10 protein-coding genes are annotated in these 13,794 nt (G+C 71.9%); 3 read left to right on the plus strand and 7 right to left on the minus strand.

Annotated elements, in window-relative coordinates:
• Positions 1 to 10: 10 nt before the first annotated feature.
• Positions 11 to 2,488: a Tex family protein gene (locus tag ABGB05_RS13845; protein WP_347653673.1), complete on the minus strand. Its 2,478-nt coding sequence runs from the start codon at positions 2,486 to 2,488 to the stop codon at positions 11 to 13.
• Between the two features lie 98 nt (positions 2,489 to 2,586).
• A complete protein-coding gene (locus ABGB05_RS13850) occupies positions 2,587 to 3,246 on the minus strand; it encodes a GPP34 family phosphoprotein (protein WP_347653674.1) in 660 nt (219 codons plus the stop codon).
• 255 nt (positions 3,247 to 3,501) lie between these two features.
• On the opposite strand from ABGB05_RS13850, the gene ABGB05_RS13855 reads away from it, so the two are divergent.
• Positions 3,502 to 4,986 carry an APC family permease gene (locus tag ABGB05_RS13855; protein ID WP_347653675.1) on the plus strand — a complete coding sequence of 495 codons (1,485 nt, stop codon included), beginning with the start codon at positions 3,502 to 3,504 and terminating at the stop codon, positions 4,984 to 4,986.
• A gap of 60 nt (positions 4,987 to 5,046) precedes the next feature.
• On the opposite strand, the gene ABGB05_RS13860 is transcribed toward ABGB05_RS13855, so the two are convergent.
• The 5 genes from ABGB05_RS13860 to ABGB05_RS13880 form a co-directional block, all read right to left on the minus strand.
• Complete coding sequence (locus tag ABGB05_RS13860) at positions 5,047 to 6,285, minus strand: MBL fold metallo-hydrolase (RefSeq protein ID WP_347653676.1); 1,239 nt, start codon at positions 6,283 to 6,285, stop codon at positions 5,047 to 5,049.
• A gap of 95 nt (positions 6,286 to 6,380) precedes the next feature.
• Positions 6,381 to 7,388: a serine hydrolase gene (locus ABGB05_RS13865; RefSeq protein ID WP_347653677.1), complete on the minus strand. Its 1,008-nt coding sequence runs from the start codon at positions 7,386 to 7,388 to the stop codon at positions 6,381 to 6,383.
• Between the two features lie 169 nt (positions 7,389 to 7,557).
• Positions 7,558 to 8,319 carry a succinate dehydrogenase/fumarate reductase iron-sulfur subunit gene (locus ABGB05_RS13870; protein ID WP_347653678.1) on the minus strand — a complete coding sequence of 254 codons (762 nt, stop codon included), beginning with the start codon at positions 8,317 to 8,319 and terminating at the stop codon, positions 7,558 to 7,560.
• Positions 8,316 to 10,535 carry a fumarate reductase/succinate dehydrogenase flavoprotein subunit gene (locus ABGB05_RS13875; RefSeq protein ID WP_347653679.1) on the minus strand — a complete coding sequence of 740 codons (2,220 nt, stop codon included), beginning with the start codon at positions 10,533 to 10,535 and terminating at the stop codon, positions 8,316 to 8,318. Before ABGB05_RS13875 ends, ABGB05_RS13870 begins: the two co-directional genes overlap by 4 nt.
• Positions 10,536 to 10,541: 6 nt before the next feature.
• A complete protein-coding gene (locus ABGB05_RS13880; RefSeq protein ID WP_347653752.1) occupies positions 10,542 to 11,234 on the minus strand; it encodes a succinate dehydrogenase cytochrome b subunit in 693 nt (230 codons plus the stop codon).
• Between the two features lie 68 nt (positions 11,235 to 11,302).
• Here ABGB05_RS13880 and ABGB05_RS13885 point away from each other — a divergent pair, with 68 nt between their 5' ends.
• Together ABGB05_RS13885 and ABGB05_RS13890 are read left to right on the plus strand one after the other, a co-directional pair.
• Complete coding sequence (locus tag ABGB05_RS13885) at positions 11,303 to 12,238, plus strand: LysR substrate-binding domain-containing protein (RefSeq protein ID WP_347653680.1); 936 nt, start codon at positions 11,303 to 11,305, stop codon at positions 12,236 to 12,238.
• A gap of 302 nt (positions 12,239 to 12,540) precedes the next feature.
• Positions 12,541 to 13,770 (plus strand): hypothetical protein, encoded by a 1,230-nt coding sequence (locus ABGB05_RS13890; RefSeq protein WP_347653681.1) that lies wholly within the window; start codon positions 12,541 to 12,543, stop codon positions 13,768 to 13,770.
• Positions 13,771 to 13,794 lie beyond the last annotated feature (24 nt).

Consider the following 13,794-nt stretch of genomic DNA (forward strand, 5'->3'; position numbering starts at 1 on the left):
GAAACCTCGGTCAGGCGAGGCCGGCCCGGCGCAGGGCGTCGGCCATCGCGCTGTTGGCCGCACCGCCGGAGCCACCCTGGCCGCCGCGACCGCCCCGGGACTGCTGACCGCCCCGGCCCTGACCCTGACCCTGGCGGGACTGGCCCTGGCCCTGACGCGACTGACCCTGGCCCTGGCGGGGCTGGCCGCCGCCGCGCGGCGTACCCCGGTCCTGGTTGCCCCGGTCGGTGCCGGCGCCACCGGACGGACGCTGGCCGGCCTCGGCCTCGTCCTCCAGGCGCAGGGTGAGCGAGATCCGCTTCCGGGGTACGTCCACGTCCAGCACCTTCACCCGGACCACGTCCCCGGGCTTCACCACGTCGCGCGGGTCCTTGACGAAGGTCCGGGACATCGCCGAGACGTGCACCAGACCGTCCTGGTGCACCCCGACGTCGACAAACGCGCCGAACGCCGCCACGTTGGTGACGACACCCTCCAGCAGCATGCCCGGCGTCAGGTCGCTGATCTTCTCCACCCCGTCGGCGAAGGTCGCGGTCCGGAACGCCGGACGCGGGTCCCGACCCGGCTTTTCCAGTTCCTTGAGGATGTCGGTGACGGTCGGCAGTCCGAACGTGTCGTCGACGTAGTCGGCGGGCTTGAGCTTGCGCAGCATCGCCGTCTTCCCGATCAGCGTGCCGAGCTCACTCCCGGTCGACGCGAGGATCCGGCGGACCACCGGGTACGCCTCCGGGTGCACGCTTGAGGCGTCCAGCGGATCGTCGCCGTTCGGGATCCGCAGGAAGCCGGCGCACTGCTCGAACGCCTTCGGACCGAGCCGGGGGACCTGCTTGAGCGCCTGCCGGCTGCGGAACGGGCCGTTGGCGTCCCGGTGCAGCACGATGTTCTCGGCCAGCCCGGCGCCGATCCCGGAGACCCGGGTCAGCAGTGGCGCGGAGGCGGTGTTGACGTCCACCCCGACCCCGTTCACACAGTCCTCCACCACCGCGTCCAGCGAGCGGGAGAGCTTCACCTCGGAGAGGTCGTGCTGGTACTGCCCGACCCCGATCGACCGGGGGTCGATCTTCACCAGTTCGGCGAGCGGGTCCTGCAGCCGGCGGGCGATCGAGACCGCGCCGCGCAGCGAGACGTCCATCCCCGGCAGCTCCTGGGAGGCGTACTCGGAGGCGGAGTAGACCGAGGCGCCGGCCTCGGAGACCATCACCTTCGTCAGGTTCAGGTCCGGGTGCCGGCGGATCAGGTCGGCGGCGAGCTTGTCGGTCTCCCGGCTCGCCGTGCCGTTGCCGATCGCGACCAGCTCGACGCCGTGCGCGCGGGCCAGTTTGGCCAGCGTCTCGACCGAGGCGTCCCACTGCCGGCGCGGCTCGTGCGGGTAGATGGTGTCGGTCGCCAGCACCTTGCCGGTGTCGTCGACCACCGCGACCTTCACCCCGGTCCGCAGGCCAGGGTCCAATCCCATGGTGGGCCGGGTCCCGGCCGGCGCGGCGAGCAGCAGATCCCGCAGGTTCGCCGCGAAGACCCGGACCGCCTCGTCCTCCGCCGCCTGCCAGAGCCGGACCCGCAGGTCCGCGCCGAGGTGGATGAGGATCCGGGTACGCCACGCCCAGCGCACCGTGTCGGACAACCACCGGTCGCCCGGCCGGCCCTGGTCGACCACCCCGAACCGGGCGGCGATCTCCCGCTCGTAGCGGCTCGGCCCGACCGGTACGTCGTCCGGCGCCGGCGCCTCCTCCGGGTCCAGGGTCAGCTCGAGCACGCCCTCCTTCTCACCCCGGAACATCGCCAGGATCCGGTGCGACGGCAGCTTCGGGTACGGCTCGGCGAAGTCGAAGTAGTCGGCGAACTTGGCACCCGCCTCCTGCTGCCCGTCGCGTACCCTGGCGACCAGCCGGCCCCGCGACCACATCTGCTCACGCAGCGAGCCGATCAGGTCGGCGTCCTCGGCGAACCGCTCGACCAGGATGGCCCGGGCCCCGTCCAGCGCCGCCGTCGGGTCGGCCACCCCGGCGTCCGGGTTCACGAAGCCGGCCGCCACCGTGCGCGGATCCTGGTCCGGGTCGGCGAGCAGCGTCTCGGCCAGCGGCTCCAGCCCCGCTTCCCGGGCGATCTGGGCCTTGGTCCGCCGCTTCGGCTTGTACGGCAGGTAGATGTCCTCCAGCCGGGCCTTCGAGTCGGCCGCCATGATCTGCGCCTCGAGCGCCTCGTCCAGCTTGCCCTGGCCGCGGATCGACTCCAGCACCGCGGCCCGCCGCTCGTCCAGCTCCCGCAGGTAGCGCAGCCGCTCCTCGAGCGCGCGCAGCTGGGCGTCGTCCAGCGAGCCGGTCACCTCCTTGCGGTACCGGGCGATGAACGGCACCGTCGACCCGCCGTCGAGCAGCTCGACGGCGGCCCGCACCTGCCGCTCCTGGACGCCGAGTTCCTCGGCGATCCGCTGGTCCACCGAGCGCGGCTGTACAGAGATTGTCACGATCCTGATCCGCCTTTTCCCCACTGGTCGTTCCGTCGTGCATTGTGCCGCACGCGTCGCCGTACGCCCGGGAAGGTGGGGCCGTAGGCGGAAAGGGGTCCGGTGACCGTGGACACCGGTGGTCAGCGACGGAGGGAGACGGTGCCGGCCGCGACGGTGGAGTCGACCGCGTCGAGCAGGTCACCGAGTTCGGGCGGGAGCAGGCGACGGGCGGCGGCGATCCGGTTGGCCACCACGGTCCGGTTGGTCGGGATCAGCGCCCGGATCAGCCCGGCGGCCTGGACCAGCCCGGCCAGCGTCGCGGTCCGTACGTCCAACGGCTGCTCGGAACGTTCCAGCACGGCGACGAGCCGTACCCGGGGGCGGGCCACCCGGTTCGGGTCCAGGCCGGGCCAGCGCACCGTGGTCCGCAGGTTGAGACTCCGGCTGGTGCTACGGCGGACCGCGCCCGCGCTCACGAGTCGGTCGCCGACGTGGTCGCGGGCCCGGGAGGCGAGGAACTCCAGCCACGACCGCACCGGATGCCCGTCGCCACGGCGCACCATCTCCCCGAGGACCCGGTCGGTCACCGGCTCCTGCCAGGCCCGGTCGTCGGCGACGTACACCTGGGAACGGAGGAGGGTGATCCGCGCGTCGAACAGGAGTTCGGCGACGAGGGCGCCGGCCAGCGCGGAATTCACCATCACCGCTGAGGCAAGCGCCTTCCCGCTGTAGTCGTCGTGCGCGATGAGAAAGAGTTCGTCGGCCAGCCGTTCGCCGGGTTGGCCGGAGTGTCTGGTCATTTGTCATCCTTGGCCGGCCGGCGGGGCTTGCCGGATCGGTCAGCGTCCAATGTCGATGCGAGACGGTACGCCATGGGCACTTTCCGTTCAACCCGTGCCAGCCCTCCGTCATCCAATACCGGGGTGTGTCGATCCCTTGTCGCAGGCCGTGATCACCCCTACGCTCTCGGATGTTTGTGCCATAACCCTCCGGTTTTCCGTTCGGGACCGGTTCCGCGCCGGAACCGGCTTCCCCGCACCGAGAGACGTCGACATATGTCCTCCAGTTCCGCTTCCGGGTCAGGCCTGCGTCAGGGCCGCCTAAGCGCCGCGCAGCTCGCCCTCTTCACGGTGGCCGCCTCGGCACCACTGACCGTGCTCGGCGGTGCCGTCACCACCATGTACGCGGTCAGCGGCAACGTCGGCGCCGCGCTGGCCTATCCGCTGCTCGCCGTCGTGCTCGGCGTCTTCATGGTCGGCTACGCGGCGATGAGCCGGTTCGTGGGCAGTCCCGGGGCCTTCCACACGTACGTCGCCAACGGGCTGGGCCGGGCCGGTGGGGTCGCCGGTTCGTTTGTCGCGCTGCTCGCGTACAACGCCGTCCAGATCAGCCTGTACGGGTTGTTCGGCGCGGTCGTCGCCGACTTCTCGGCGGCCCGGCTCGGGGTGGACCAGCCGTGGTGGGTCTGGTCGCTCGTCGCGCTGGCGGTGGTCGGCACGCTCGGCGTCCGGCGGGTGGACCTCAACGCCGTGCTGCTGGCGACCCTGCTCGTCCTGGAATGCCTGATGATCCTCGTCTTCGACCTGGTCGCGTTCGGCAGCCCGGCGGAGGGCAGCGTCACCCAGGCCGGCCTGGACCCGGACAACCTGTTCGCGGCCGGGTTCGGCGGGGTGCTGGTCCTGGCCGTCGTCTCGTTCACCGGGATCGAGTCCGGCCCGCTCTACAGCGACGAGGTGTACGACCCCCGACGTACCGTGGCCTGGGCCGGTTACCTCGCACTCGCCTTCACCGGAGGCTGCTATGCCCTGTCGGCCTGGGGGCTGACCGTGGTCACCGGCCCGGCGCAGACCCCGGCCGCCACGGCGACCGCCGGCCCGAGGGCGGTCTTCGACGTCCTCGCCGAGTACGCCCACCGCACGGTCGCGGATCTCGGGTACGTCCTCTTCGCCGCCTCGGCTCTCGCCGCCCTGCTCTTCTTCCACAACGGAGTCGCCCGGCACCTCTTCGGGCTCGGCCGGGAACGGCTGCTGCCGGCGTACCTGCGCCGGACCGGGATCCGCACCGGCGCCCCGGTCGCCGGCTCGCTGACCCAGTCGGTGCTGGCCCTCGGCGTGGTGCTCGGCTTTGTCCTGGCCGACCGGGATCCCGTGTTCCACCTCTTCACCTGGCTCAGCGGCGTCGCGGCGGTCGGGCTGGTGCTGCTGATGCTGCTCACCTCGGCGGCGGTTGTCGGCTTCTTCCGGGGCCGGCCGGAGCCAGGGGTGAACCTCTGGCAGCGGCGTGTCGCCCCGGGGATGGCGACGGTGCTGCTCCTCGGCGTCCTGGTCGTGCTCGTGGTCGACGTCGACAGCCTGGTGGCGCCGGACGACCCGAGCTACCTGGCCTGGCTGCTGCCCGGCCTCGTCGCGGTCACCGCCCTGTTCGGGCTCGGCTGGGGGCTCGTGCTCCGCGCCCTGCGCCCGGCGGTGTACGCGGCGGTCGGTGGTGGACCGGCCCAGGTGGCGCCCGGCGAGGGCGCCGAACCGTCCCTCTCCCGCTGATCCCTCCGCAACGCCGACCACCAGCCGGTCACCTTCGGGCCGACCCGGCCAGCCGCACAGTCAGCCGAGCGATCGCCACCATCCGTCGACCGCTGGCGGGCGGTCCACCACCACCCGCTCGCCGGGCCGGGGTACGGCCAGCCGGACGTCGCGGACCGCCGCCTCCCGGCACAGCCGGTCGACCGGATCGGCCCAGCCGTGCGGGGCGAGGTTGAAGGTCGCCCAGTGCACCGGGATGAGCAGTCCGCCCCGCAGGTCCAGGTGTGCGGCGACCGCCTCCTCCGGCACCATGTGCACGTTCGGCCAGGCGGCGGAGTACGCCCCGATCTGGATCAGCGTGACGTCGAACGGGCCGTACTCGGCGCCGATGGTGGCGTACCCGTCGAAGAAGCCGGAGTCGCCGGAGCAGAAGACCCGTCGGCGCCGACCGGTGACGACCCAGGACCCCCAGAGGCTCCGGTCCCGGGCGAAGACGCGTCCGGAGAAGTGCCGGGCCGGGGTGGCGACGATCTCCAGGCCGGCGACGCTGACGCGTTCCGCCCAGTCGAGTTCGACGATCCGTTCCGGTGGCACGCCCCAGCGTTCGAGGTGGGCGCCGACGCCGAGCGGCACCACGAACGGCGCGGACTGGGTGCGGCGCAGCGCGCGGACGGTCGCCGTGTCGAGGTGGTCGTAGTGGTCGTGCGAGATCAGTACGGCGTCCAGCCGGGGGAGCCGGTCGAGCGGCACCGGGACCGGGTGCAGCCGCCGGGGACCGATCCGGGCCGACGGTGAACAGCGTTCGCTCCAGACCGGGTCGACGAGGATCCGCCGGCCCTCGATCTCGAGCAGCGCGGAGGCGTGGCCGTACCAGATGACGTCGAGCTGGCTGGCGGGGCCGGGCGCCGGGGCGACCGGTGGTGGGCCGGCGCCCGGGCCGCCGGCCGCCCGGCCGGCCGCCGGGGCGGTTTCCCGCCCGACCGGCGGCGCGGCGTCCGGGGCGAGCACCGGGATGGTGCCGGTGGGGCGGCGGGGCTGTCGGCCGAAGAAGAGTTCCCACAGCGCGTCCCGGCCACTGCCGGGCAGCAGCGTCCGGGTGGTGACCGGGTTCCGGAACGCGCCCGCGTGGAACTGGGGGGAGCGGCGTACCCGGTCGGCGCGGGCGCCGCGCGGCTGCCGGCCGAGCGCGACCGGCACGTCCCGGACCGCCCAGGCGGCGGCCGCGAACGCGGTCAGGGCGACCGCTGCCCGGGTCCACCGCCGACGGCGGGCCCGGGCAGCGGTCAGCTCCGTGTCACGCCGCGCCGATCCGGCCCGCATCCGTCCGTCACCTCTCGCCCCCGGACGTAGGGTACGCCCGGCCGGGCCCCGGATCCGGGGAGTCCGGCCAGGTCAGCACGGGACGGGCGACGAGGTCAGCCGCCGTTGCTCGGCTGGTAGCGGCGGGCCCGCCGACTCGGCGCGTGCGGGTTGTTGAGCCCGTCCACGGCGGCCAGGAACTTCGGTCCCAGCACCGCCCGGGCCTGCACGGCGGGATGGGTGGCGCCGAAGTTGTCCGGGTCGGCCTGGCCGTCCGCGAACAGCACGTACGTCAACACCGGGGCACCGGCCGGGCTGAAGATGACCCCGGCCTCATGTCGGGCGTTGGCGAACCAGCCGGCCTTGGTGGCGACCCGGGCCCGTTCGTCCGAGGACATGGTGCGGCGGATCCCGTCGTTGAAGGCGATCGGCGAGCGGAGCAGGTTGAGCAGGAAGGTGGTCGAGGCGGGCGAGAGCAGGGTGCCGCCGACCAGCGCCTGCAGCAGGTCGTGGGTCTCCCGGGCGGTGCTGGTGCCGAGGAAGAAGCGGTTCGGGTTGGCGACCGGCTCGACCTGGGTGTTCGGGAACCCCTTGCCGACCAGGATCTGGTTGATCTCGGCGGCCGGGGCGACCAGGCCGCAGAGCCGGACGGCGGTGTCGTCCGAGACGGTCAGCAGCGCGGCCAGCACGTGGCCCAGGGTCACCGAACTGGGATAGGCGTTGTCCAGGCTGAAGATGCCGTCGCCGCCCGGCACCACGATCGCGGCGGTGACCTCCACCCGCTGGTCGAGGGTGAGCAGCCCCCGGTCGACCTTGTCGAGCACGGCGGTGGCCACCGCGATCTTGTTGACGCTGTACGCCTCGACCACCGTCTCCGCGTTCTCCTGCACCGCGATCTGCGGCGTACCGTCCGGACCGGCGACGCTGACCTGGGCGTACCAGTTCCCGCCGGCCCGCGCCTTCGCCCCCTGGTACGCCCAGGCGACCCGCCCGGCGGGGGAACCGCCGCCGCCCGCCTCGTCCGTGCCGGCGGCGCCCGGTGCGGCCGTCGCCGGTCCGGCCAGCCCGAGTACGGTACCGGCGGTCGCCGCCGTACCGATCCCCAACGCGGTCCTACGGTTCACCCTGCTCGCCACGTGCTGGCCTCCCGTGTGTCGGTGTGCCGGCGGCCACCGCCGGGCGGCGGACGACCGGACGGGATCGATCTCCGTGTCGTCCCGTCCGGCCACCATAGGCGAATCCGCGCTCCCGTGTGGGCACCCACCCGCGCGGACACCGGCATCCGGGGTGGCGTCAGGTGCCCGGCGTGCCGTTACGTTCCCGGGTGGCCCGCAGGTAGTCCCGGTTCAGCCGGCCGATGCTGGAGAGCGGGATCTCCTTCGGACAGACCGCCGAACACTCGCCGATGTTGGTGCAGCCGCCGAAGCCCGCCTCGTCGTGCGCGTCGACCATGCCGACCACCCGGGTCAACCGCTCCGGCTGACCCTGCGGCAGCAGGCTCAGGTGGGTCACCTTCGCCGCCAGGAACAGGGTGGCCGAACCGTTCGGGCAGGCCGCGACGCAGGCGCCGCAGCCGATGCAGGCGGCGGACTCGAAGGCCGCGTCCGCGTCCGCCTTGCGGACCAGCTGGGAGTGCGCCTCCGGCGCGCTGCCGGTCGGCGCCGTGACGTAGCCGCCCGCAGCGATGATCTTGTCGAGGTTGCCCCGGTTCACCACCAGGTCCTTGACCACCGGGAATGCCCTGGCCCGCCACGGCTCGATGTCGATGGTGTCGCCGTCGGAGAAGTGTCGCATGTGGAGCTGGCAGACCGTGGTCGCCTTCTCCGGGCCGTGCGCCATGCCGTTGACCACCATGCCGCAGGCGCCGCAGATGCCCTCCCGGCAGTCGTGGTCGAACGCGACCGGGTCCCCGCCCTCCAGGGTCAGCTGCTCGTTGAGTACGTCGAGCATCTCCAGGAACGACATGTCGGGGGAGATGTCGGTGACCGGGTAGGTCACCATGCGGCCGGGATCGTCCGGACCTTTCTGGCGCCAGATCCGCAGGGTCAGGTTCACTTGTAGCTCCGCTGGGTGGGGTGGACGTACTCGAAGTTCAGGTCTTCCTTGTGCAGCACCGGCGGACGGTCGGCGCCGGTGAACTCCCAGGCGGCGACGTACGCGAAGTGGTCGTCGTCGCGCTGCGCCTCACCGTCCGGGGTCTGGCTCTCGGCCCGGAAGTGCCCGCCCGCCGACTCGGTACGGTGCAGCGCGTCGATGCACATCAGCTCGGCGAGTTCGAAGAAGTCGGCGACCCGGCCGGCCTTCTCCAGCGCCTGGTTGAGCCCCTCACCGTCACCGGGCACCTTCACCCGCTGCCAGAACTGCTCCCGCAGGGCGCGGATCTCGGCCAACGCCTTGCGCAGCCCGGCGTCGGTGCGCTCCATCCCGCAGTGGTCCCACATGATCTGGCCCAACTCGCGGTGGAACGAGTCGACGGTCCGGTCACCGTTCACCGCGAGCAGCCGGTTCAGCCGGTCGGCGACGTCGTCGCGGGCGGCGACCACCTCCGGGTGGTCGTCGGTCAACGTCTCGAACGGCCCTGCGGCCAGGTAGTCGGCGATCGTGCTGGGCAGCACGAAGTAGCCGTCGGCGAGGCCCTGCATCAGTGCCGAGGCACCGAGCCGGTTGGCGCCGTGGTCGGAGAAGTTCGCCTCGCCGATCACGAAGAGCCCCGGGATCGTCGACTGGAGGTCGTAGTCGACCCAGAGCCCGCCCATCGTGTAGTGCACCGCCGGGTAGATCCGCATCGGCATCTCGTACGGATCCTCGCCGGTGATCCGCTGGTACATGTCGAAGAGGTTGCCGTACCGGTCGGCGATGGTGGACCGGCCGAGCCGGTCGATCGCGTCCGCGAAGTCGAGGTAGACGCCGAGCCCGCCCGGCCCGACCCCCCGGCCGGAGTCGCAGACGTTCTTCGCCGCCCGGGAGGCGATGTCCCGGGGGACCAGGTTGCCGAACGCCGGGTACATCCGCTCCAGGTAGTAGTCCCGCTCGTCCTCCGGGATCTGGCGGGGCGGACGGTTGTCGCCGACCGCCTTCGGCACCCAGACCCGGCCGTCGTTACGCAGCGACTCGCTCATCAGGGTCAGCTTCGACTGGTGGTCGCCGGAGACCGGGATGCAGGTCGGGTGGATCTGCGTGTAGCAGGGGTTGGCGAACAGCGCCCCCTTGCGGTGCGCCCGCCAGGTGGCGGTGACGTTGCAGCCCTTGGCGTTCGTGGAGAGGAAGAAGACGTTGCCGTAACCACCGCTGGCCAGCACCACCGCGTCCGCGTACTCGGTGCTGATCTCGCCGGTGACCAGGTCGCGGACCACGATGCCCCGGGCCCGGCCGTCGACCACGATCAGTTCGAGCATCTCGTGCCGGGAGTGCATCTCCACCCGGCCCAGCCCGATCTGCCGCTCCAACGCCTGGTACGCCCCGAGCAGCAGTTGCTGGCCCGTCTGACCCCGGGCGTAGAAGGTGCGCTGCACCTGGGCGCCGCCGAACGAACGGGTGTCGAGCAGCCCGCCGTACTCCCGGGCGAACGGGACACCCTGGGCCACCGCCTGGTCGATGATCTCGACCGAGACCTCGGCGAGCCGGCGGACGTTCGACTCCCGGGACCGGAAGTCGCCGCCCTTGACGGTGTCGTAGAAGAGCCGCTGGATCGAGTCGCCGTCGTTGCGGTAGTTCTTCGCGGCGTTGATCCCGCCCTGCGCGGCGATCGAGTGCGCCCGGCGCGGGCTGTCCTGGTAGCAGTACGACTTGACCCGGTAGCCCAGCTCGCCGAGGGTGGCCGCGGCCGAACCGCCGGCCAGCCCGGTGCCGACCACGATCACCGTCAGCTTGCGGCGGTTGGCCGGGTTGACGAGTTTGGCGCCGAACCGGCGGCGCTGCCAACGGGTCTCGATCGGCCCGTCCGGCGCGGCCTGGTCGGCGATCGGCTCGCCGTAGCTGAAGAGGTCGCCGTCCGGGCTGGCCGGTGCGCCCGCGAGTTCGGTGCCGATGTTCTCCTGGCGGGTGTATTCCATCGATGCCTGTCCTGTTTCGGTGACTCGGGGGCGCCGGCCCAGCAGGTTGTGCACCGCGGCGCGGAGCCGTCCGGCCGGCTCGGCGCCGCGCCGGCCCGTCGACCCGTCGTCGTCGGCCCCCGGCCGGACGTCGGCGTTGGCGCTGGTCGGCACGGCGGCCCGGGGGTCCATCCGTTCGCCGACCACGGGGTTTGTCGGTTCGTCAGCTCGTGGGGTCATCGCGGGTCACCTCACCAGGCCGGCGAGAACGGAGAAGGGCACCACCAGGTAGCCGGCGCAGAGCAGCACGGCGAAGGCGAGGGCGGCGCCCCGGGCCCGGCGCTCGCCGCGCGGGGTTTGCTGGCCGAGGCTGCGCAGCGCGCTGAACATGCCGTGCCGCAGGTGGAAGCCGAGGGTGACGATGGCGATGACGTAGAACAGGGTCACGTACCAGCGCTCGGGTGCGAAGTCGGCGACGACGTTCGCGTACGGCCGACGCGGGTCACCGACCGGGTTCAGGTCGCCGGTGGTCAGGTCGAGCAGGTGGTAGACCACAAACGCGGCGATGATCACCCCGCCCCAGCGCATGGTCCGGGCCGCGTAGCTGACGTGCACCTTGGGGCGGTGCGCGTACCGGACCGGGCGGGCCGCCCGGGCCCGGCGGGCCAGGACGGTGGCGGCCCAGATGTGCGCGACCAGGGCGACGCCGAGCAGCACCCGTTGGGCCCAGAGGTACCAGGTGTCTGGCAGCACCGGCGAGCCGATCGTGCGCAGCCAGTGGGCGTAGTGGTCGAAGTCCGTCGGCCCGACGAAGATCTTCAGGTTGCCCAGCATGTGGGCGATGAGGAAGAGCACCAGCAGGATGCCCGTCACCGCCATGACGACCTTCAGGCCGATGCTGGACCGGATCGGCGCCCGCGTCGATACAGCTGTCACCAGCCAAACGCTAGGTAACCTCGGATTAGTCGTCCAATGCATCGAACGCTCAGTCTTGATAGCCGTAGGCTATGCGGGTGCAGTTGCAGCAGTTGAGGTACTTCGTAGCGGTGGCCGAAACCCGACATTTCACTCATGCCGCCGACAATGTCGGAGTCACCCAGCCGTCGCTCAGTAAGCAGATTCACTCGTTGGAGGCGGAACTCGGCGCCCCGCTCTTCGAACGGGTACGCGGCAACATCGCCCTGACCGCCGCCGGCGAGGTGCTGCTGCCGCTCGCCGAACGGATCCTCGCCGACGTCGACACCGCCCGCCGCGAGGTCCAGGAACTCGTCGGGGTACGTCGGGGCCGGATCCGGCTCGGCGCCACCCCCAGCCTGGTCACCTCGCTCGCCCCGGCGGTGCTGCGCCGGTTCCGCGACGCCCACCCGAACGTCGAGGTACGCGTCGAGGAGAGCGGGTCCCAGGACCTGGTCCGGGACCTGCTCCGGGGCGAACTCGACCTGGCCCTGATCATCCTGCCCGGGCAGGGCCCCGACCCGGCACTGCGTACCGAGCCGGTGCTGCGGGACAGCCTGGTGGTCGCCTCGGTCAACCCACTGCCGATCGTCGACCCGACCGGCCCCCTGCGCCTGGCCGACCTGCGCGACCAGCCGCTGGTGATGTTCCGACGCGGCTACGACCTGCGCGACGTGACCCTACGGGCCTGCCGGGAGGCGGGCTTCGAGCCCACGCTGGCGGTCGACGGTGGAGAGATGGACGCCGTGCTCAGCTTTGTCGAGGCCGGGCTCGGCGCCGCCCTGGTCCCCGGCATCGTGGTCGCCCGGCGCCCCCGACTCTGGGTCACCCGACTGGCCTCGCCCGGGGTGCAGCGGACCATCGCGTTGGCCCGGCGACGGGAGGTGGAACCGACCCACGCCGCCCGGGCCTTCCGCCGGATCCTGCTCGACTACATCCACACCGCCGCCGAGAACTCCACGCTGCCGCCCGGTGTCACCCCGTACTGACCCGCGATCGGAGTACCGGTGCGTCGTCGCGCCGTAATGGTGCCGAGCGCGCTGAGGTTACAACCATCACCATCCTATCGGCGGAGCCGGCGCGTGCCACTCGGTCGATCGACCGTGTTGACCAGGGGTTTTCCCGCCTACGCTCGCTTGCGCGCCACAGTCTTCCCGCCGCCACCCAGTTCTGGAGGCCCTCGCTGTACGCCAACAAGGCATACCACGCGTACTACGACAAGCCCCTTCGCGCCCGGCTGCGCGGGTTGGCCCGCAACCCGGCCATCCCTGGCAATCTGCTGCGACGACTCGTGACCGAACAGCCCAAGGAGGTGCGCTACCCCCTCGCCATCCGCCGGGAATGGTCCGACGAGCAGGTCGAGGCCCTGCTCGACCACCCCGACCCCGAGGTACGCGTCGAACTGGCCCAGGCCCGGTACCTGACGCCCGAGCAACGGGCGAGGCTGGTCGAGGATCCCGACCGCCGGGTGTTGGGGGCGCTGGCCGAAGGGCCGGATATTTTCGAGCTGCGTATCGCGAAGCGTGATCCGGTGCTGCCCGACTGGGCGTACGACCGGCTGGTCGAACGGGATCCCCGCCTGCTCGTGTACATCCTGGAGAATTGGCGGATACCGCAGGAGGTACGCGACCGGTTGTCGCCGCCCAGACCGGCCACTGCACCCGCCCCGCCGGTGGACGAGGCTCCGCTCGATCGCCGGGAAGCCGAACTGCTGGTGGGCAACGACAACGAGTGGACCAGGACCTGTGCCGCCGTCGATCCCAGGTTGCCGGTCGACCTCGTCCACAGGTTGACGACCGATCCGTCGCCCCAGGTCCGGCTGGCGGTGTCGATGCGTCCCGAACTCAGCGAGGAGGAGCGGTCGGCGATCGATTACCACGTCGGTCCAGACGACCGCATCCACCCGCCGCGCTGGCCGCAGGTCACCCGCGACCCGGCGGTGCAACGGCGGTGCGTCCACTCCGCGCACATCGGCCTGCGGCGCAGCGTCGCGTGCAACCCGTCGCTGCTACCGGACCTCGTCGCGGTACTCGCCACCGACGACGATTTCGCGGTACGGCTGCTGCTGTGCGAGAACCATGCCAACGTCCCCGCCGAGACCGTGCTCACCACCTATCTGCAGGCCAGGACGCTGAGCCGGGGCCGGTTGCTGAACCACCCGGCCTTCGAACGGATCGGGTTGGCCCGTCTCGCCGACTCTGCCGACCCCGGGGCACGCTGCCTCGTCGTGCTCGATCCCGAGGCGCCGGCACCGCTTATCGAGCGGCTCAGCCATGACCCGCACCCGGCTGTCCGGTGTTCTGTGGCGGCCGATCGACGGCTCTCACCTGGCCGGGTGTGCGACCTGTTCGACGATCCCCTGACCACCGAATACGCCTCAGCCAACCCGCACCTGCCGATCCCGGTGATGGAACGGATCCTCGGCGACGCGGTCGGGCTCGCCGACGAGCCCGTCGAGGGGAGCCCGGCGGTCTACCTCGGCAACTGGAAGGCCGACGAACTGCCGCCCGACGAGGACTGACCCAATCCACAGGCACCTGACCTG

The organism is Plantactinospora sp. B5E13, assembly GCF_039871775.1.
Classification (GTDB): Bacteria; Actinomycetota; Actinomycetes; order Mycobacteriales; family Micromonosporaceae; genus Plantactinospora.